20 protein-coding genes are annotated in these 19,705 nt (G+C 71.2%); 6 read left to right on the top strand and 14 right to left on the bottom strand.

The genetic code is table 11. The features are described 5' to 3' along the window. Positions 1-15: 15 nt before the first annotated feature. Entirely contained in the window at positions 16-228 is a 213-nt protein-coding gene (locus LBW94_RS17240) for a hypothetical protein (protein WP_225057609.1), read from the bottom strand. Here LBW94_RS17240 and LBW94_RS17235 point away from each other — a divergent pair. Genes LBW94_RS17235 through LBW94_RS17225 form a run of 3 tightly spaced genes read left to right on the top strand, consistent with a single transcriptional unit; the run spans position 218 to position 3,612 of the window. Continuing rightward, a complete protein-coding gene (locus LBW94_RS17235) occupies positions 218-1,570 on the top strand; it encodes an MFS transporter (protein WP_225057610.1) in 1,353 nt (450 codons plus the stop codon). The genes LBW94_RS17240 and LBW94_RS17235 overlap by 11 nt on opposite strands. A 30-nt stretch (positions 1,571-1,600) precedes the next feature. After that, positions 1,601-2,911, top strand: a complete 1,311-nt coding sequence (locus LBW94_RS17230) for a M20/M25/M40 family metallo-hydrolase (RefSeq protein ID WP_225057611.1) — start codon at positions 1,601-1,603, stop codon at positions 2,909-2,911. A gap of 17 nt (positions 2,912-2,928) precedes the next feature. Then, positions 2,929-3,612 carry a response regulator transcription factor gene (locus LBW94_RS17225; protein WP_225057612.1) on the top strand — a complete coding sequence of 228 codons (684 nt, stop codon included), beginning with the start codon at positions 2,929-2,931 and terminating at the stop codon, positions 3,610-3,612. Here the strand turns inward: LBW94_RS17225 and trmD are convergent. The 11 genes from trmD to LBW94_RS17170 all read right to left on the bottom strand — a co-directional run bounded on the left by trmD (position 3,604) and on the right by LBW94_RS17170 (position 14,072). Next, positions 3,604-4,314 carry a tRNA (guanosine(37)-N1)-methyltransferase TrmD gene (trmD, locus tag LBW94_RS17220; protein WP_225057689.1) on the bottom strand — a complete coding sequence of 237 codons (711 nt, stop codon included), beginning with the start codon at positions 4,312-4,314 and terminating at the stop codon, positions 3,604-3,606. The two genes, LBW94_RS17225 and trmD, sit on opposite strands and share 9 nt — an antisense overlap. A 35-nt stretch (positions 4,315-4,349) precedes the next feature. Next, positions 4,350-4,895 (bottom strand): ribosome maturation factor RimM, encoded by a 546-nt coding sequence (rimM, locus tag LBW94_RS17215; RefSeq protein ID WP_225057613.1) that lies wholly within the window; start codon positions 4,893-4,895, stop codon positions 4,350-4,352. Further along, positions 4,895-5,137, bottom strand: a complete 243-nt coding sequence (locus LBW94_RS17210; protein WP_225057614.1) for an RNA-binding protein — start codon at positions 5,135-5,137, stop codon at positions 4,895-4,897. Before LBW94_RS17210 ends, rimM begins: the two co-directional genes overlap by 1 nt. Then, entirely contained in the window at positions 5,137-5,574 is a 438-nt protein-coding gene (gene rpsP, locus LBW94_RS17205; protein WP_225057615.1) for a 30S ribosomal protein S16, read from the bottom strand. The genes LBW94_RS17210 and rpsP overlap by 1 nt, the downstream gene beginning before the upstream one ends. Positions 5,575-5,945: 371 nt before the next feature. After that, complete coding sequence (locus LBW94_RS17200; protein WP_225057616.1) at positions 5,946-7,046, bottom strand: amidohydrolase family protein; 1,101 nt, start codon at positions 7,044-7,046, stop codon at positions 5,946-5,948. Positions 7,047-7,322: 276 nt separating this feature from the next. After that, positions 7,323-8,309, bottom strand: coding sequence for a BMP family ABC transporter substrate-binding protein (locus LBW94_RS17195; RefSeq protein ID WP_225057617.1), 987 nt, complete (start codon positions 8,307-8,309; stop codon positions 7,323-7,325). A 105-nt stretch (positions 8,310-8,414) separates the two neighbouring features. Then, entirely contained in the window at positions 8,415-9,629 is a 1,215-nt protein-coding gene (locus LBW94_RS17190) for an amidohydrolase (protein ID WP_225057618.1), read from the bottom strand. Positions 9,630-9,635: 6 nt separating this feature from the next. Beyond that, positions 9,636-10,607, bottom strand: coding sequence for an ornithine cyclodeaminase family protein (locus LBW94_RS17185; protein WP_225057619.1), 972 nt, complete (start codon positions 10,605-10,607; stop codon positions 9,636-9,638). Between the two features lie 2 nt (positions 10,608-10,609). Then, positions 10,610-11,038 (bottom strand): hypothetical protein, encoded by a 429-nt coding sequence (locus LBW94_RS17180; RefSeq protein ID WP_225057620.1) that lies wholly within the window; start codon positions 11,036-11,038, stop codon positions 10,610-10,612. Between the two features lie 129 nt (positions 11,039-11,167). After that, positions 11,168-12,223 carry an ABC transporter permease gene (locus tag LBW94_RS17175; protein WP_225057690.1) on the bottom strand — a complete coding sequence of 352 codons (1,056 nt, stop codon included), beginning with the start codon at positions 12,221-12,223 and terminating at the stop codon, positions 11,168-11,170. Between the two features lie 274 nt (positions 12,224-12,497). Beyond that, positions 12,498-14,072 (bottom strand): ABC transporter ATP-binding protein, encoded by a 1,575-nt coding sequence (locus tag LBW94_RS17170; RefSeq protein ID WP_225057621.1) that lies wholly within the window; start codon positions 14,070-14,072, stop codon positions 12,498-12,500. Positions 14,073-14,187: 115 nt separating this feature from the next. On the opposite strand from LBW94_RS17170, the gene LBW94_RS17165 reads away from it, so the two are divergent. Then, on the top strand, positions 14,188-14,901 hold the full coding sequence (locus LBW94_RS17165; RefSeq protein ID WP_225057622.1) for a GntR family transcriptional regulator: 714 nt from the start codon (positions 14,188-14,190) through the stop codon (positions 14,899-14,901). A 416-nt stretch (positions 14,902-15,317) separates the two neighbouring features. Here the strand turns inward: LBW94_RS17165 and ffh are convergent, their stop codons facing one another. Then, positions 15,318-16,895, bottom strand: coding sequence for a signal recognition particle protein (gene ffh, locus LBW94_RS17160; protein ID WP_225057623.1), 1,578 nt, complete (start codon positions 16,893-16,895; stop codon positions 15,318-15,320). An 84-nt stretch (positions 16,896-16,979) separates the two neighbouring features. After that, complete coding sequence (locus LBW94_RS17155; RefSeq protein WP_225057624.1) at positions 16,980-17,258, bottom strand: hypothetical protein; 279 nt, start codon at positions 17,256-17,258, stop codon at positions 16,980-16,982. Between the two features lie 225 nt (positions 17,259-17,483). Between LBW94_RS17155 and LBW94_RS17150 the strand changes: the two genes are divergently transcribed. Then, entirely contained in the window at positions 17,484-18,374 is an 891-nt protein-coding gene (locus tag LBW94_RS17150) for a MurR/RpiR family transcriptional regulator (RefSeq protein ID WP_225057625.1), read from the top strand. 159 nt (positions 18,375-18,533) lie between these two features. Beyond that, positions 18,534-19,688, top strand: coding sequence for an ABC transporter ATP-binding protein (locus LBW94_RS17145; RefSeq protein WP_225057626.1), 1,155 nt, complete (start codon positions 18,534-18,536; stop codon positions 19,686-19,688). Positions 19,689-19,705: the final 17 nt, after the last annotated feature.

Below are 19,705 nucleotides of genomic sequence, written 5' to 3'. Positions count from 1 at the left end.
CCTCTGCCCCATCATCTAACCGAGGTCGATCGTCAGCACAATGACGTCCAGCGGTTGGCACGATATTTCGAAAGTTTTTACAGCTGCGAAATGCACGTTGATGTCGCCCGATCCACCGGCGCCCCGAAAGGCGGATCCACCGATGCTCGACAGTCCTGCTCCACCGGCTCCGAGCGGCGGAATCTCGCCGCCCACGATCGCCGCGCGGCTGAACCGGATGCCGATCATCCGGGTGCACGTGGTGGCCGTGGTGTGCATCGGCCTGGGCCTGTTCTTCGACACCTACGACGTCTTCCTCTCCGGCACGTTGTCGGTGGTGCTGAAGAAGGAGTTCCACCTCGGCGCCGATACGCTGAAGGCGGTGCTCGCCAGCGGATTCGTCGGCCAGTTCCTCGGCGCGCTGCTGCTGGGCCGGATCGCGGACCGGCTGGGCCGGCGGCGGGCATTCCTGGTGAATCTCGCCGCCTATTCGATATTCACGCTGATCGGCGGTCTGTCGCCGAATGTGACCGTGCTGGTGCTGTCGCGATTCCTCGCCGGTATGGGCCTCGGCGCCGAACTCGCGCTCGCCGACACCTATCTGTCGGATCTGCTGCCGGCGAAGGTCCGGGGCCGATTCATCGCCGTGGCCTACACCCTCGGCCTGCTCGGCGTGCCCGCCGCCGGATTCCTCGCCCGCTGGCTGGTGCCGCTGTCGCCGTTCGGGGTGCACGGCTGGCGCTGGATGTTCTTCGCCGGAGCGGTCGGCGCGGTGCTGATCTGGGCGCTGCGGTGGGCGCTCCCGGAATCGCCGCGCTGGCTGGAATCCGTCGGCCGCACCGCGGAAGCCGACGCCATCACCTCCGGCTGGGAGCAGATGGCCCGCGACCGCGGCAGACCACTGCCGGAACCGGAACCGATCACCGTCGCCCCGCCGCACCACGTTCCGGTACGGATCCTGTTCAGCGCCGGCTACGCCCGCCGCACGGTGATGGCCTGGGTGATGAACGTCGGATCGGCGTTCGGCTACTACGGATTCGGCACGATCGCCACCCTGGTACTGGTCGCCAAGGGCTATTCCGTCGTCGGCTCGCTGACCTACCTCTCGCTGACCTACATCGGCTATCCGATCGGGTCGGTGTTGTCGCTGTTCGTCATCGAACGCGTCGAACGGAAGCTGCTGATCGCGACCACCGCGACCGGGATGGCGGTGGCGGGGCTGCTGTTCGGCTACGCCGGGTCACCGGCGGCCGTGGTCGGCTGGGGTTTCGCCTTCACCGTCGTCAGCAACATCTACTCCAACGCCTTCCACATCTACCTTCCCGAGGTGTACCCGACCGCGATCCGCGCGACCGGTGCGGGCGCCGCGTACTCGGTGAGCCGCCTGACCACGGCGGCGCTGCCCTACATCCTCATCCCCGCGTTGTCGGTCGGCACCGGCTTCGTGTTCGTGATCGTCGCGATCGCGCTGGCCGTGCTGGTCGTCGACGTGCTGCTGCTCGGGCCGCCGACGACCGGACGGTCACTGGAGGCCACGGCGCCGGTCCGTGCGGCCCCCGCGACCGAGCCACTGCCCGTCGAACATCGGTAGCCGACAGCATTTCCCCCGAGAGGACCAGTCATGACCGCAGTCCCATCCCTCGAGGACGAGGCCGTCACGCTGTGCCACGATCTGATGCGCATCGACACGTCCAATTACGGCGACGACAGCGGCCCCGGTGAGCGGGTGGCCGCGGAGTACATCGCGGCGCGGCTCGGCGAGGTCGGCCTGCCGGTCGAGATCATCGAGCCGCGGCCGGGCCGCACCACGGTCGTCGCGCGCTGGGAGGCGGTCGACCGGGGCCGCCCGGCGCTGCTGGTCCACGCGCACACCGACGTGGTGCCCGCGGAACCCGCGCTGTGGCGGTTCCATCCGCTCAGCGGGGAGATCGCCGACGGCTACCTGTGGGGTCGCGGCGCGGTGGACATGAAATATTTCGCCGCCCAGGTGCTCGCGGTGATCCGGGCCCGGATGCGGGCCGGGCGCCCACCGGCGCGGGACGTCGTGCTCGCCTTCCTCGCCGACGAGGAGAACGCCGGGAAGTACGGCGCCCGCTGGCTGGTGGACCACCGGCCGGAGCTGTTCACCGACTGCACCGAGGCCATCGGCGAGGTCGGCGGATATTCCGCGACACTGCCCACCGGCCGCCGGCTCTATCTGATACAGAGTGCGGAGAAGGGGGTCGCCTGGTTCCGGCTGACGACCGCGGGCGTCGCCGGGCACGCCTCGATGCTGAACCCGCGCAACAGCGTCGTCGAACTGGCCGAGGTGGTGGAGCGGATCGGCCGGCACCGGTTCCCGGTGCGCATCACCGGATCCACCCGCATGCTGTTCGAAGCCCTGGCCGCCGAACTGGACGAGACCTTCGATCCGGCCGATCCGGCGCCGTTGCTGAAGGCGATCGCCCCGCTCGAGCGGATGGTCGGCGCGACGCTGCGCGATATCGCCTCCCCGACCCGGCTCGCCGCCGGGAACAAGACCAATGTGATACCCAGTGCGGCGACCGCGGAGATCGACTGCCGGTTCGTGCCCGGCTTCGAGGAGCAGTTCGTCGCGGAGCTGCGGCGACTCGCCGGTCCGGACACGGAGTGCGAGATCATCCTTCGCGAGGATGCCGTCGAAACACCCTTCGATGTCCCCTTGACCGATGCGATGGCGGCCAGCCTCGCCGCCGAGGACCCGGGCAGCGGGTTGGTCCCCTACCTGCTGCCCGCGGGCACCGACGCCAAGCACTTCAGCCGTCTCGGCATCGCCTGCTTCGGTTTCGCACCACTGCGGCTCCTCGGCGATTTCGATTTCCCGGCGGCGTTCCACGGCGTCGACGAGCGGGTGCCCGTCGACGCCGTACGCTTCGGCGCTCGGGTGCTCGACAAGTTCTTCGACCTGTGCTGAAAGGACGTGTGGCCGAGGTGCGTTCGTTTCCGCTGCCGCTGCCGCCCCGGGAAACCGTTCCCGGCGAGGCCGATTCCCCGCGCCCGATCCGCCTTCTGGTCGCCGACGACCACACCCTGTTCCGCGAGGGCCTCGCCGAGATCTGCGATGCCGAACCGGATCTGACGGTCGTCGGCCAGGCCGACAACGGTCGTGCCGCGGTCGCGCTGGCCCTGCGGGAACATCCGGACGTGGTGCTGCTCGATGTGGGGATGCCGGGCCCGCGGCCCGGGGAGCTGGTGTCGACCATGTTGCGCATCCCCTCGGCGCCGAAGGTCGCGATGCTCGGGGGGCACCACAATCCGGGACTGATCGCCGAACTCGTCGCGCTCGGCGCGCACGCCTACATCTCCACGAACACCACGCGGGGACAACTGCTGGCCGCCGTCCGCACGGTCGGCAGCAGCGAGGAACAGGTCGTGCTGTCGGTGCCGCGGAACACGCTGGCGCAGTGGGGCCGTCCGACGCCCGGACCGCTGTCGGCGCGGCAGCTCGATGTGCTGCGCCTGGTCGCGCAGGGGTTGAGCAATGCGCAGATCGCGACGAAACTGCACATCTCCGAGGGGACGGTGAAACGCCACCTGACCAACATCTACCTCGAACTGCACGTGCGGTCCCGGCTCAACGCGGTCAACAGGGCGACCCAGCTGTGCCTACTGTAGCGGCGGCAACAGGTCCGGCCGGCGGTCCCGGGTACGGGCCAGCGCCTGCTCCCGTCGCCAGGCGGCGACCTTGGCGTGATTGCCGGAGAGCAGGATCTCCGGCACATCCAGCCCGCGCCAGCTGACCGGGCGGGTGTAGCTGGGGCCCTCCAGCAGGCCGAGCGTCTCCGGCTCCGCGTCGGTCCCCGAGAACGAATCCTCCTGGTGCGACTGCTGATTGCCGAGCACGCCGGGTATCAGCCGGACCACGGCCTCGGCGATCACCAGCACCGCGGCCTCACCGCCGATGAGCACATAGTCGCCGATGCTCACCTCCTCGACCCGTACCCGCCGCGCGGCGTCCTCGAAGACGCGCTGGTCGATGCCCTCGTAGCGGCCGCAGGCGAAGACCAGATGCCGTTCGGCGGCCCAGCGCCGCGCGGTGACCTGGGTGAACGGGACACCGGCGGGGGTCGGGACCACCAGCAGCGCCTCGTCGGGGCACACCTCGTCCAGCGCGTCGCCCCAGACGGTGGGTTTCATGACCATGCCGGGCCCGCCGCCGTACGGCGAATCGTCGACGGCCTGATGCACGTCGTGGGTCCACCGGCGCAGGTCGTGCACGCCGAGCGACACGATGCCCTTGTCGATCGCCTTGCCCAGCAAGGCCGTTCGCAACGGCTCCAGATATTCGGGGAAGATGGTCAGCACGTCCAGGCGCAGCGGCGCCGCCCCGTCCCCGTCCGGGTCCGGCATCCTCACTCCTTGTCCGGCAGGCCTTCCGGCTCGAGCAGGCCCTCGGGCGGATCGACGACGATCAGCCGGTCCGCGATCGAGACGGTCGGCACGATGGCGGTGACGAACGGGATCAGGATCTCCCGGCCGTCGTCGGCGGCGCGCACCGAAAGCAGTTCGCCCGCAGCCGAATGCAGCACCTCGGTGACCGTGCCGACGACGGTGTCGTCACCGAGCAGGCGCACGGTGAGGCCCTCGAGTTCGTGATCGTAGTACTCGTCCGGATCCGCCGACGGCGGCAGTTCGGCCGAGTCGACCACGAACAGCATGCCGCGCAACGCATCCGCGGCGGTCCGGTCCGAAACACCGTGCAGATACACGAGAAGCCGGCCCGAGTGATCCCGGGCCGACTCGATCGTGTACGGCTGCGTGGCCTTCGCGCGCGGCAGCCGCCCCCGCAGGGTGATGCCGGGCGCGAAACGCAGCTCGGGTTCGTCGGTGCGCACCTCGACGACGAGTTCGCCGCGCACCCCGTGCGATTTGGCGACCCGCCCGACGACCAGTTCCACTATTGGTCCGTGTCGACCACGTCGACCCGGATACCCCGGCCACCGATGCCGGCGACGAGGGTGCGCAACGCGGTCGCGGTGCGACCGCCGCGCCCGATCACCTTGCCCAGATCGTCCGGGTGCACGTGCACCTCGACGGTGCGGCCGCGCCGGCTGGTGATCAGCTCGACGCGGACGTCCTCGGGATTGGCGACGATGCCGCGCACCAGGTGCTCGACGGCATCGGCGACGACCGCACTCATTACTCGGCAGCCTCGGTCGCCTCGGCGGGCGCCTCGGTCTCTTCCTTCTTGGCGGCCTTCTTCTTCGGCGTCACGGCCTCGGCGATCGGCTCGCTGTCGGCGGCGGCCAGCGCGGCGTTGAACAGCTCCAGCTTGGAGGGCTTGGCCGGCTTGACCTTCAGGGTGCCCTCGGCGCCCGGCAGGCCCTTGAACTTCTGCCAGTCGCCGGTGATCTCCAGCAGCCGCTTCACGGGCTCGGTGGGCTGCGCGCCGACGCCCAGCCAGTACTGCACGCGCTCGGAGTCGACCTCGATCAGCGAGGGCTCCTCCTTCGGGTGGTACTTGCCGACCGACTCGATGGCCCGGCCGTCGCGGCGGGTGCGGGCGTCGGCGACCACGATGCGGTACTGGGGGTTGCGGATCTTGCCGAGCCGGGTGAGCTTGATACGGACAGCCATGAGCTGATGCCTTTCGGTGGTGGCCGTCGCGAGGACGGCCGGTTGGTCACGGCGCAATTCAGCAGCCCGCTCGGAAAGCGGGCCCGGTTTTGCGAGAGTGTGTGACCGCCGCGCGGTACGGAACCGGAGACGGGCTGACACTGTCCTCGGACGAGGACGGTCGTTCATTCTGCCAGACCACTCCGTACGCGCGGAAATCGGCCCGAAACCGGGCCGGAACACGGCCGGCACCGGGCGCCGACCGGCCGGTCGGGTGCGATGTGCCGAACCAGCGACCGCCGGTGCGAGGCAGCCGATCGGCTGGTGGTCGCCGCGTGCCGGGCCGCCGCGACGAGTTGCCGCGCTGTCCGGTGAACGTCGGCCGGCCGATCTCAGCGGTGCGCGGTGACCGGGTCGCGGCGGTCGTACACCCGGCCGCGCAGCACCACCCAGGCGGGGGCGGCCAGCACGTCCCGGCCGTTGCGTGGGTCCTCGGTGTAGACGACCAGGTCGGCGGAGGCGCCGTGCTCGATGCCGGGGCGGCCCAGCCACTCGCGGGCCCGCCACGAGGCCGCGCCCAGCGCCTCGGTGCGCGACAGGCCCGCATGCGCCAGCGACTCGATCTCGTCGGCGACGCGGCCGTGCCGGATGCCACCGCCCGCGTCGGTACCCGCGTAGATCGGCACCCCGGCGGCATGCGCGTTCGCCACCGTGTCGCGGACGCGCCGGTGCAGGTCCCGCATGTGCGCGGCGTACGCCGGGAACTTCCCGGCCCCGTCCGCGATCTCCGGGAAGGTGTCGATGTTGATCAGGGTCGGGACCAGCGCGGTGCCGTATCGCACCATCAACTCGACCGTCTCGTCGGTGAGCCCGGTGCCGTGTTCCAGGCAGTCGATCCCGGCGGTGATCAGGCCCGGCAGCGCGGCCTCGCCGAAGACGTGCGCGGTGACCCGGGCGCCCTCGCCGTGCGCGGCGTCGATGGCCTCCTTCAGGATCGCGTCGCTCCACAGCGGGGCCAGATCACCGACGGACCGGTCGATCCAGTCGCCGACGATCTTCACCCAGCCGTCGCCGCGTCGCGCCTGCTCGGCGACGATGGCGGGCAGGTCGCGCTCGTCGTCGAGTTCGATGCCGAGCTCCCGGATGTAGCGCTTGGGCCGGGCGATGTGCCGGCCCGCGCGGATGATCTCCGGGAGTTCGGGGTGGTCGTCGATGAAGCGGGTGTCGATCGGCGAGCCGGCGTCACGCAGCAGCAACGCACCCGCGTCGCGTTCGATCTCGGCCTGGGCGACGGCGCCGTCGTGATCCTCGTGCCCGCCGCCGTACCGGATGCCGACGTGACAGTGCGCGTCGACCAGACCGGGCACGATCCAGCCCGAGGTGCACAGCGTGTCGGCGTCCCGGACGGGTTCGAACGAGACGACCCCGTCGTGGATCCACAGGTCGCGGACCTCGTCCTCGGGAAGAACCACACCTCGCAGATGCACCCGCATGCCGCCTCCTGATTCGCCGTCGCACCGACCAACCTACTGCGACAGCGGGCCGGGGTCACGAGCAAGATCGCCCCGATCGGATCGCGCACCCACTCCGGGCGGACCGCCCGGTCGGCGGCCGGCGAGCCGGTCCGAGCGGGCCGCCCGGTCCGCGGCGGCCGGGGCCGACCGGTGCACAGCCGCCGCGATCCGGCGGCGGCGATCACCCGAGCACCCGTGCCGCCGGATGCGCGGCAGGCCGGCCGCCCGGGCCGACAGGCCGGATGCATTGTGTGCTCAGCCGCCCAGGTTCACGGTGCCCGCGGCCAGATCCTTGCGCACCTGGTCGATGGCCGCGGCGGTCTGCGGGTCGGCCCCGCACAGCGTGATGCCGGTGGCACCGGTCGGCGAGGCGACACCGAAGGGCACCTGGGCGGCGGTGAAGGTGCCGCCGAGCACCGCGTTCACGGCGTATTCGAGTTCGGCGCCGGTGTCCTCCTTCACGTACCCGGAGATACCCGGCTCGGAGCCGCAGTCCTTGACCAGCGGGCCGCCCACCACCGTCGCGTTGCCCTGCTTGGCGGCCCGGGCCAGGCCCTGTTTGCCGAGGTTCAGCTGCTGGCCGAAGGCGTCCGCACCGGATCCGATATCGGCCTGCCCGGCCTGCTCGGACTTGGCGACGTCGTTGAAATCGCCGACGTACTGCGGTGGCAGCACGGTGACGCCGGGCTTCACCCGCTTGGCCCCGGCCTCGAATGCCTTGGCGGTCTTGACGATCGCGGGCAGCTCCTGGCCGCCGACGAAGGCCACCTTGCCGGTCTTGCTGCTGAGGGCGGCGTAGGCACCGGCCAGATAACCGCCGTCGGCCTGCGCCGGGTCGTAGTAGGCGAGGTTGGCCAGCGGCGCGGCGTCCGACGGCCCGCCGATCTCGACGAACTTCACCTGCGGGAAGCTCGGCGCGACCTGTCGCAGCACCGAATCGGTCTGGCCGCCGAAGGAGACCACCAGCTGCGAGGTGGTGGCCAGCCGGGTGAGGGTCTGCTGGTAGTCGGCGGTGGCGACCTGTTCGGCCTTGGTGAGCGCGACCTTGCCGCCGAGCGTCTGCTCGATCCGCTGGTAGCCCTGGTAGCCGGACTGCATGAAGCCGTCGTCGGACAGCGAGCCGGGGAACATCACCCCGACCTTCAGCGCGCCCCCGGCGGCGGTCGGGGTGGAGTTGCTGCCGCATGCGGCGACCGAGGTACCGAGGGCGAGGGTCAGGACGGCGACGGCGAGCTTCTTCATGATCGTGCTTTCCGCGAGAGGGTTAACGGTATGCCATTAATCTGACGGGGTGCCGATTTCCGGCCGGTTTCGGCGATGTCACCGGGTGGCGACGTGCCGCACCGGTCACGGCGCGGCCGCACCCGGCACCGCATCGGAACCGGGTGCGGTGGCGATGTCCGGCTGGAACTGCCCGGCGCGCAACACCATTCGCCGCGGCGGGCAGCTCACTACGGCCTCGGCGACGGTGCGGGCCGGCACTGCGACGAGATCGGCGCGCGCTCCGGGCCGCAGCCCGTAATCCTCCAGCCGCAACGCCTGCGCGCCCCCGAAAGTCGCTGCGGTCAGGGCGGATTCGATCTCGAAATCGGCGCAGTAGGACATCCGCTCGGCCAGCCGGTGGGCCCGGCGCAGCATGTCGCCGTCGCCGTAGGGCGACCACAGGTCGCGGATGCCGTCGCTGCCGGCGGCCACGGTCACGCCCGCGGCGCGCAGCCGGTCCAGTGGCAGCAGCGGATCGTTGTGCGCCGCGCAGGTTGCCAGCGCGATCCCGGCCTCGGCGAGCCCGACGATCAGCTCGCCCTGCCGGTCGGCGGCGACATCGCCGAGCGCGAAACCGTGGCCGATCGTGACCCGGTGCTGCATGCCGGTGGCCAGGGTGCGCTCGATGATCAGCTCGAATTCCCAGGCGCCCAGCGTGTCCCGATCGTGCAGGTGCAGATCGATGGGCACGTCCCAGGTGGTGGCCAGCCCGAACACCACGTCCAGGTGCCGCACCGGATCGCGATCCACCCCGGCCGGGTCGATACCGCCGACCACCTGTGCCGCACCGATTCTCAGCGCCTGTTCCATCAGTTCCGCGGTGCCGGTATTGGTCAGCAGGCCGTACTGCGGAAAGATCACCTGCTGCACGGTGATCCGATCGGCCAGCCGCTCGGCGGCCGCCCGCACCGCGTGCACACCGTCGAGCCCGAACTCCGGCGACACATCGGTGTGGGTGCGGACCCGCGTGGTGCCCGCCGCGGCCATCCGCTCGAGCAGCGCGGCGATCCGATCCACCGAGGGCACACCGTGTTCCGCGCGACCGGCCCGGGTGTACGCGATCTTGTCCGCGAGCCGGGAACCGGCGGGGTTGGGCACCCACGGGCCGCCCCACAGCGTCTTGTCCAGGTGGCAGTGCGCGTCGACGAACCCGGGGAGCAGGACGCATCCGCTCAGGTCCACGAGCTCGGCGCCGGCCGGGGCGGGGCCGCCGATTCCGGTGATCCGGCCCGACTCGACCGTGACGTCGGCCGGGGCGGCCGCTCCCCAGGGCACCGCGTTACACAGCAACAGTGACATCGCCGGTCATCCGATCAGATCGATCTCGGTGCCGATCCCGCGGTCGCGGGCGGCGTCGATCAGCAGCCGGGCGGCGGCCAGATCCTGGAGGCCGACCCCCAGGGAGTTGTAGAGGGTGACCTGATCCACGCCGCTGCGACCGGGCTTGGCGCCGATCAGCACCTCCCCCAGTTCGTCGCCGACGTGTTCCGGCCCGAAGGCGCCCTCCCGCAACGGGATCAGCACATCCCCGGACTCCCCCAGCGCCGTGGCCCGGCTGTCGACCACGACCCGCGCGAAACGCATTCCGTCGCTGTCGATCTCACGGTGATCGGCACGCGGTGGCGCTCCGACCGCGTTGACGTGCAATCCGGGCCGGAACCAGGCCCCGCGCACCACCGGCTCGCGCGCCGGGGTGAGCGTGCACAGCACGTCCGCCGCCCGCACCGCCTCCTCCGCGGAATCGACCGGCTCCGCACCGGTTTCGTCGGCGAAGGCGCGCGCGCTGGCCGCGGCGCGGCTCCACACCACGATCCGGTCGAACGGCAGCACCGCGCGCAGCGCCGCCACGTGGGTGTGCGCCAGCCCGCCGGCGCCGATCAGGCCCAGCACCCGGCTGTCCGGGCGGGCCAGGGCGGCGGTGGCCACCGCGGAGGCCGCGGCGGTGCGGAACCGGGTGACCGTGCCGCCGTCGAGCAGCGCCGTACAGGAACCGTCCGCCGCGGACAGCACCAGGATCGCGGAACGTTGCACCGGCAGGTCACGCTCGCGATTGCCGGGGATGTCGGCCAGCAGCTTCACCGTGGCCAGCCCGGCCGGACCGGAGATCGCGGGCATCGCGAGGAAGGCCGAGTCCGAGCCGGGCAGTCGCATCACCGCGGGCGCGGGCTGCACCGCCGTGCCGCGCGCGAGGTCGGCGTGCGCGCGGCCCACCGCGGCGATCACCTCCGGCAGGCTGATCAGCGCCAGCACATCGGATCTGGTCAGGACGAGGGTCATCGTCAACGGGCCTCTCGGGCGAAGGGACGGGTGAGGGCGGCGGGCGAGCGGCTCGCGCCGACCAGCCCGCTGACCGCCAGCACCGCCAGCAGATACGGGGACATGACCAGCACCGCGGTCGGCAGGTGCAGGCCCAGGGCGGGCGCGGCGAACTGCAACGCCTCGGCCAGCCCGAAGAACACGCAGGCCAGCGCCGTGGGCCAGGCCCGCCAGCGGCCGGCGATGACGGCGACCACCGCGAGGTAACCCGCACCGCCGGTGAGGTTGTCGGTGAACGCGTGCACATCGGCGAGGGCCAGGTGGGCACCGGCCAGGCCCGAGGTCGCGCCGACCAGCAGCCCCGCCAGCCAGCGCCACGCGACGACCGGCAGCCCACTGCGATCCGCTCGGGCTGCCGGTGGCGTGCGCGCCCACCGCACCGGCGAACGCACCGACCAGCATCATGCCCTCGAGGCTGAGGTTCAGCACTCCCGCGCGCTCGCTGACCAGTTCGCCCGCCGACCCCAGCAGCAGCGGAATCGCCAGCCGCACACCGCCGTCCAGCAGTTCCCCGGTGGCGCTCATGCCGCCGCCTCCGCCTTGCCACGCCGGAAGCGCCGTTGCCGGAACACCACCGCACCCGCGACGCACAGGATCAGCACGCTCTGCACCACCTGCACCGAGGACGCCGGAACCGCCGCCGCCACTTGCAGATTGATGCCACCGGTGGTGAGCAGGCCGAAGGCGAGCGCGATCCCGCCGACCGCGACCAGACTGCCGCGCGCCAGCAGACCCACCACCAGACCGGCGAAACCGTAACCGGAGGTGAAGTTCTCGGCCAGCACGAACGGCACCGTCGCCACCAGCCCCGCCCCCGCCACACCCGCGAGCCCGCCCGCGGTGGCCAGCGCCGCCACCCGCAACCGGGTGACCGGCAGCCCCAGCCGCGCCGCGGCCGCCTCCGAATGCCCGACCGCGGCCAGCCGCACCCCGGTGGCGGTGCGCCGCACCACGATCGCGGTGACCACCAGCGCGACCAGCGCCACCACCACGGCGATCGTGGCCGGCGACTGCGGCAGCCCGAGCAGCGGCAGCCGTGCCCCGGTCGCCAGCTGCTTCGACTGCGGCAGCGTCTCCACCGAGGTGACCGGCTGCCGCAGCAGCGCGGTCTCGTGCACGGCCAGCGACACCAGGCCCAGCCCCACGAAATTCAGTAGCAAGGTGGTGATGACCTCGCTGGTGCCGCGCCACACCCGCAGCCACGCGGCGATCCCGGCCCACAACGCACCGGCGGCGAACCCGGCCACCAGCACCAGCGGCGCCGCGACCAGCGGCGGCGCCCCGTCCGGCAGATGCACCCCGACCGCCGTCGCGGCGATACCTCCCAGCGCCAGTTGCCCTTCCGCCCCCACGTTCACCAGCCCCGCCCGATGCGCGGCGGTGAACCCGGTGGCGATCAACGCCAGCACGGCCGCGGTGTTCAACGCGCTACCGAATCCGTATGACGACCCGAACATGCCGTCCCACAAGGCTTTCCCCGCCGCCCCCGGCGCCGCCCCGCTACCGGCCGCCAGCAGCACGCCGACCACGGCGGCCGCCGCCACCGCAGCGCCGTACACCCAGAAATCCCGCGACACACCCTGCCCGCGTGTCTTTTTCAGCGACCACTCACGCAGCGGCCACTTCTCCGGCGGCCATGCCCGCACTCGCGGCCGGTCCACGGCCGTCTCCGACGACATCACCGGCACCTTCCTTCCCATCGAGACATCGAATTCCGGCGGCGGTCGGCACTCATGCCGTGCCTACCGGGCACGAGCGGCGAACCTGCGTGGTTACGCCCCACTCCCGCTGGGGCGCCCGAGCGAGAGACCTGCGTGGTCATGCTCCGCTCCCACCGGCGCCCCCGGCCGCTCATGCCGCGGCCCCCAGCATCAGGCGGGCGATGGCGTCGGCCGCCTGCCCGGCGGCGGGGTCGACCGGCCCGAGCAGCCGGCCCCGATAGGCGACGAGGATGCGGTCGCACAGCGCCAGCAGTTCCGGCAGCTCGTGCGAGACGAGCAGCACCGCCGCACCCGCGGCCGCCGCGCCGCGCAACTGCGTCAGGACGGCGTCCACCGCACCGAGATCCAGACCGCGCGTCGGCTGGGCGGCGATCAGGCAGCGCAGCGGGTCCAGCGCCAATTCCCTTGCCACCACCACCTTTTGCTGATTGCCGCCGGACAGGGTGTGCATCGGCGCATCCGGCGAGGCGGCCCGGATCCCGTGCGCCGCGATCGCGGCCGCCGCGGTATCACGCAACCCCCGCCGATCCAGCAACCCGCGCCGCCGCCACCGATGCAGCCGACCCAGGCAGAGGTTCTCGGCGACACTCATCGCCGGGATACACCCCTCGTGATGCCGATCCTCCGGAATGACCCCGAGCCCCGCGGCAGTCCGCACAGCCACATTCGCCTGCGTGATCTCCCGCCCGCCGAACTCGACCCGCCCCGCATCCGGCCGCCGCGCCCCACTGAGCACCGCGACCAGCTCACTCTGCCCGTTCCCCGCCACCCCCGCGATCCCGACGATCTCCCCCGCCCGCACCTCGAGCTCCAGCCCATCCAGCAGGGCCGCCCCATCCCCCCGAACCAACCGCAACCCCTCGACCCGCAGCACCGGCGCAGCTGCCGTCGCAGCGGTCACACCGGCAGCCGCCGCGCCGGCCGGGGGCCCGGCTGCGGCGGTGGGGGGTGGTGAATCACCCAGGACCAGAAGGGGATCCAGGTCGGCGAGGCGGCCGCCGACCATGAGGCCGACCAGGTCGTCGCGGGTGAAGTCGGTGAGGGGGCCGGAGCCGGCGACGCGGCCGCCGCGCAGGACGGTGGCGGTGTCGGCGACGCGTTCGATCTCGCCCAGTTTGTGGGTGATGAGCACGACCGCGCGACCGGCGGCGGCGATCCGGCGGCAGGTGTCCAGCAGGGCGGTCACCTCGGCCGGGCCGAGGACGGCGGTGGGTTCGTCCAGCAGTACCAGGTTCGGTTCGGCCAGTAGACATTTCACGATCTCGATGGTCTGGCGTTCGCCGACCGAGAGAGTGTCCACGCGGGCGGCGGGGTCGACCCGCAGGCCGTATTCGGCGGTGATCGCGGACAGCCGGGCGGTCAGTTCGGCGCGCCGGGGGCGCAGCCGGGCGGCCGGGCCCAGCAGCAGGTTCTCGGCGACCGTCAGGGTCGGCACCAGGCTGAAATGCTGGTGCACCATGGCGATTCCGCGACGCAGCGCGTCGGCGGGACGGCGCGGCCGGTACGGCTCGCCGAACAGCCGCATCGCACCGGTGTCGGGCGTCGCCGAGCCGTAGACGAGGTTGCACAGCGTCGACTTCCCGGCGCCGTTCTCGCCGAGCACGCAGTGCACCTCGCCGCGGCGGACCGTGATGTCCACCTCCGACAGCGCCCGCACCGCGCCGAACGATGTGCCGACTCCGGTGAGCTCCAGGGCAGTGTCCACGACCGACCTCCAGTTAGTGGTATACCGTTAACTCTCGGGGTCGGGTGTGGCGGCCGCGTTCCAGCTGTGTTTCGAGCGCGAAAACCACTCTGCGGCGAAGCTAGTGTGGAATGTCGTGACGGCACCAGGATCTCTGCGCGACCACGCCTACGAGTCGATCAAGCAACGCATCATCGGCGTGGAGCTGCGGCCCGGACAGCGGTTGGTCGAGCGCGATCTGGCCGCCGAACTGCAAGTTTCCCGTATTCCGCTGCGCGAGGCGCTGCGCGTGCTGGCCGCCGAGGGACTGGTGCTGCTGGTCCCCGGCAAGGGCGCGCTGGTCGCCCCGTTCACCCCCGCCGACGTCCGCGACCTGTTCGATGTGCGGGAATCCCTGGAGTCGCTGGCCGCCCGGCTGGCCGCGAGCAATGCCACGCCCGCCTCGGTCGAACCGCTGTCGGCGCTGCTGAAACAGGCCCGCGCGGCCACCGCCTCCGGCGACGCCCAGCGGATCGCCGGGGCCAATGCCGCCTTCCACGCCGGGATCATCGAACTGGCCGGGAATCCCTTGCTGAACACCCTGATGCGCCCGCTGGCGGCCCGCACCGAATGGCTGTTCCGCCTCACCGCCTCCCGCGACGCCGCCGAACAGTGCTCCGAACACGAGGCCCTGTTCACCCTGATCGCGGCCGGCGCCACCGAGGCCGCCGCCGCGAGCGCCTTCGCCCACATCGCCGCGGGCCGCGGCCCGAGCATCACACTCGCCGCGCAGTGGTCCACCACCGAATTCGACCCCGAACTCATCGCCCGCGGCCGGCGCCGCCGCCGCCCGGTGGCCGACAGCGCCTGAGCCGCCGCCGCAGCGAGCGCGCAGGGGACTTCAGCAGTGCGCCACCCCATTCAGCAACACTTCGGCTATCCATTCTTGGGCGGTCGTCGGCCGCGATTGCCGACCGTCGGCAGCGCTGCCCGGACCGCATGTCGGCACACGCCGAAACACTTCGGGAACAGGTTGTTCCGACCGAGTCGCCGTCGGCCGAGATGCGGTCGCCGACAGGTCTTCCCGGCCTCCGGCCTGCCCGCAGGTGATGAGCTACGGCGGCGACCGGTACGCGGGTCGAGCGCGCGAATACCCGCTCGGCTGTCGTGCCGAGCCGGCCGCCTCCTCCGAGGCGTGCCCGATCCGCGCCGCGCGGGACGGCGATCCGGCACCGCCGAAATGCCCGCGGCGGAAACGCATTCACTTCCGCCGCGGAACAATCCGGCTCAGTTCTTCGGGAACTTCAGCTTCGACAGGTCGAAACCCTCGAGGCCGGGGGGCAGCTCATTGAGCCCGGCGGGCATATCGGACAGGTCCGGGAAGCCCGCGGGCATTCCGGGCGGCAGGCCCGGCATTCCGGGCATCCCCGGGAATCCGCCGCGCACCTTCGGCGGGGTGGGCCCACGGCCGCCCTTCTTGCCCTTCTTGCCGCCCTTCTTCTTGGTGCCGCCGCGCGCCCCCGGCATGCCGAACTGACGGCTCATGGCGCTCATCATCTTGCGCGCCTCGAAGAAGCGGTCGACCAGCTGGTTGACCTCGGAGACCGCGACGCCGGAACCGTTGGCGATGCGCAGGCGGCGGGAGGCGTTGATGATCTTCGGATTCGCGCGCTCACCCGGCGTCATGCCGCGGATGATGGCCTGCACCCGATCCAGTTGCCGGTCGTCGACCTGGGCCAGCGCGTCCTTCATCTGGCCGGCGCCGGGCAGCATGCCGAGCAGGTTGCCGATCGGGCCCATCTTGCGGATCGCGAGCATCTGCTCGAGGAAATCCTCGAGGGTCAGCTCGCCGGAACCGATCTTGCGCGCGGCCTCCTCGGCCTGCTGTGCGTCGTAGACCTGTTCGGCCTGCTCGATGAGGGTGAGCAGATCGCCCATGCCGAGGATCCGGCTGGACATGCGGTCGGGGTGGAAGACGTCGAAATCTTCCAGCTTCTCACCGGTGGAGGCGAACAGGATGGGCTGGCCGGTGATCTCGCGCACGCTCAGCGCCGCGCCACCGCGGGCGTCACCGTCGAGCTTGGTCAGCACGACACCGGTGAAGCCGACGCCGTCGCGGAACGCCTCGGCGGTGGTGACGGCGTCCTGGCCGATCATGGCGTCGAGCACGAACAGCGTCTCGTCGGGCTGCACGGCGTCGCGGATGCCCGCGGCCTGCCGCATCAGCTCCTCGTCGATGCCGAGGCGACCGGCGGTGTCGACGATGACCACGTCGTAGTGCCGCTGCTTCGCCTCCTCGATACCGGCCTTCGCGACCTCGATCGGGTCGGCGGCCGACACGCCGAGCGCGTTCTCGCCGCCGCCGACCGAGGTGCCCGGGTGGGGTGCGAACACCGGCACGCCGGCCCGCTCGCCGACCACCTGGAGCTGGGTGACCGCGCCGGGTCGTTGCAGGTCGCAGGCCACCAGCAGCGGCGTGTGGCCCTGGCCCCTGAGCCATTTCGCCAGCTTGCCGGCCAGCGTGGTCTTACCGGCGCCTTGCAGACCGGCCAGCATGATGACCGTGGGCGGATTCTTGGCCAGTCGCAGCCGCCGGGTCTCGCCGCCGAGGATCGTGACGAGTTCCTCGTTGACGATCTTGACCACCTGCTGCGCCGGATTCAGCGCCCCGGAGACCTCCGCGCCCTTGGCGCGTTCCTTGATCCGGTTGATGAAGGTCCGGACGACCGGCAACGCGACGTCGGCCTCGAGCAGCGCCAGCCGGATCTCCCGGGCGGTCGCGTCGATATCGGCCGGTGACAGGCGCCCCTTGCCACGCAGGTCCTTGAGGGCACCGGCCAACCGGTCGGACAGGGATTCGAACACCGATCGCGCTCCTGATCTCGAGGGTGGTCACTCGAGATACCAGGGTAGTGGGAGAATCCGCCCGTGCGGATCCACCCTGGTGGATTACGGTGTCCGGCGGCGCGGCCGTTGCGGCGCCAGTCGGATGTCGTGATCCTCGGCCGCGATCATCAGCACCGCCTCCCGGCCGGTGAGACCGAGTTCCAGCGCCATGGTGTCCAGGGCGGCCCACTCGGTGTCGGTGGGCTCCCGGTCGCCCCGGGAGGCCAGCTTCATGGCCGTGACCGCCTGTTGCCCGGTCAGGGTCCGGCCGGGCAGCCAGGAGACGACCCAGCGGTCACCTCCGACGCACCGGGCGATGTGCCGGGTCATATCACTGGTCATGATCGACGAGGAAACGACTTCGATCGCCACCTTGCTCCCCTCGCTCGAATAGCCCGAACAAAGTCCGCGACAGCCGGAACTGAACTCCGATCGTAGGGTTGCCGGACGCGCCCTGGGGCAGGGCGCAGCAAATCTATGGCAACAATTGTGTTGCATGCGCCGATCCGGGAGCCCGGCGCACGCGATCGGCGCAATCCGTACACCGGCGGGTGCTAGACACGATCCATGAGCATCACGCCCACCACCCCGCCCGTCGGCGGCACGCTCAGCGTCATCCGTTCGCTGCTGCCCTCCCTGGTGCCCAGCGAGCAGCGGGTGGCCGTGCAGTTTCTCGAACATGCCGACGAGGTGGCGCTGCTGTCGGCCGCGGATGTCGCGGCCCGGGCCAACACCTCACCAGCGACCGTGATCCGGACCTGTAAGAACTTGGGATTCAAGGGTTTCCAGCACCTGCGCCTGTTGCTGATCCGGGACACGGGAGCGGCTCGGACAGCGGGGAATTCGAGCCTGGACGCCGCGGACAGCCGGGACTGGGCGCCGGCGCACTTCGACGCCGCGGTGCAGAACATGTCCGATGCCCTCGGCGCACTGGACTATTCGGAATTCGATCGGGCCGCCGCCGCGATCGCGCAGGCTCGGCGGGTGCTGGTGGTCGGCAACGGCGGCTCCAGTCCGGCCGCGCAGGCGTTCGCGCTGTTGCTGATCATCGCCGGACGCGGCAGCGAGGCGCCCGCCGATTCGGTGACCCAGCAGCTCAGCGCCCGCACCCTCGGCCCCGGCGATGTGCTCGTCGCGGTGAGCAGCAGCGGCCAGAACGCGGTCACCATGGACGCGGTCACAGCCGCGCGTGGCACCGGGGCCACGATCGTCGGGGTCACCGGATACGCCCGCTCGCGGCTGCGCGAGAACAGCGATCTGCTGCTGGTCGCGGGGTCGGGCGAAACGATCACGGAGTCGTACATCATCGCGTCCGGGATGGCCGTGCAGGTGCTGTTCCTCTCGGTGCTGAATACGGCGGTGACCCGGAAGATGGGCACGGAACGCCGGCAACACGTCATGGACCAGGTGCTGAACCTCGTCGGCGAGGAGCCGCAGAGCACGACCGACGCGCACTAGCGGGCACCGGTGCGCGGCCCGACAGTGTCCATCGTCGCGCCAGCGAATTTTCTCCATCGGGACGACTGACGTTCATCTTCTTCGGCCAGCATCCGTTTAGTACCGAAAATTCATACAAGGGCAGATGTATGAAATTTCATTTCACGTGATGAGGCTGGTGTGGGAACGATCGAGATCGCGGGCTTGACCCGGACCTTCAAGGGTGTCACCGCCGTCGATGACGTCACCCTGACCATCGACGACGGCGAATTCCTGGTCCTGCTGGGACCCAGCGGCTGCGGTAAGACGACGCTGCTGCGGATCCTGGCCGGACTGCTGGAGCCGACGGCGGGCAGCATCACCGTCGACGGCACCGATATCACCCGGACCCCTTCGCGCCGAAGGGATCTGGCCATGGTGTTCCAGAGCTACGCGCTCTACCCGCACCTGACGGTGGCCAAGAATCTGAGCTTCCCGCTGACCGCGCGCCGCGGCGGCGGCCCGCGCCCGGACCGCGCGGAGATCGAGCGCCGGGTCACCGAGGTCGCCCGGATGCTGGACATCGCGCACCTGCTGCACCGCCGCCCCCGGGAGTTGTCCGGCGGCCAGCGGCAGCGCGTCGCGGTCGGCCGCGCCCTGGTGCGCAATCCGCGCGCCTATCTGATGGACGAGCCGCTGTCGAACCTGGACGCCAAGCTGCGCACCGCGACCCGGCACGAGCTCACCGGCCTGCATCGCAGCCTCGGCGCCACCTTCGTGTACGTCACCCACGACCAGGTCGAGGCCATGACCATGGCCACCAAGATCGTGATCCTGGACCACGGGCGGATCGAACAGGTGGGCACCCCCGCCGAGGTGTACGACCGGCCCGCGACCCGCTTCGTCGCCGAATTCATCGGCAGCCCGGCGATGAACCTGCTCGACGCCGAACTCACCGGGGTCGCCGGGCACGTGTTCGTGAACGCCGACGGGATCTCCGGCCGGCTGTGGCCGGGCCGGCTGGATCCGGTGGCGATCACGCTGGGGGTGCGCCCGGAACATCTGTACCCCGTCCAGCCCACCGGCTCCGCCGACCACCGCGGCGTGCTGATCGACGCCGTCGTCGAGACCGTCGAGAACCTGGGCAACGAGGAGATCGCCTACTGCCGCACCGAATCCGGGGCTCCGATCGCCCTGCGCGGCACCCGCACCGGCGCCCTCGCCGAGGGCGCCCCGATCACCCTCGCCGCCGATCCGGACCGGATCCACCTCTTCGACCGCGACACCGGCGTCCGCCTGGAGTGGGTCGAGGACCCGGTGCCGAACCCGGCCGCCACCGATCTGGTGTCGGCCTGAACATCTTGTCACGCAAC

Source organism: Nocardia sp. alder85J (genome assembly GCF_020176955.2).
Classification (GTDB): domain Bacteria; phylum Actinomycetota; class Actinomycetes; order Mycobacteriales; family Mycobacteriaceae; genus Nocardia.
This window is presented reverse-complemented; position numbering and strand designations above follow the sequence as displayed.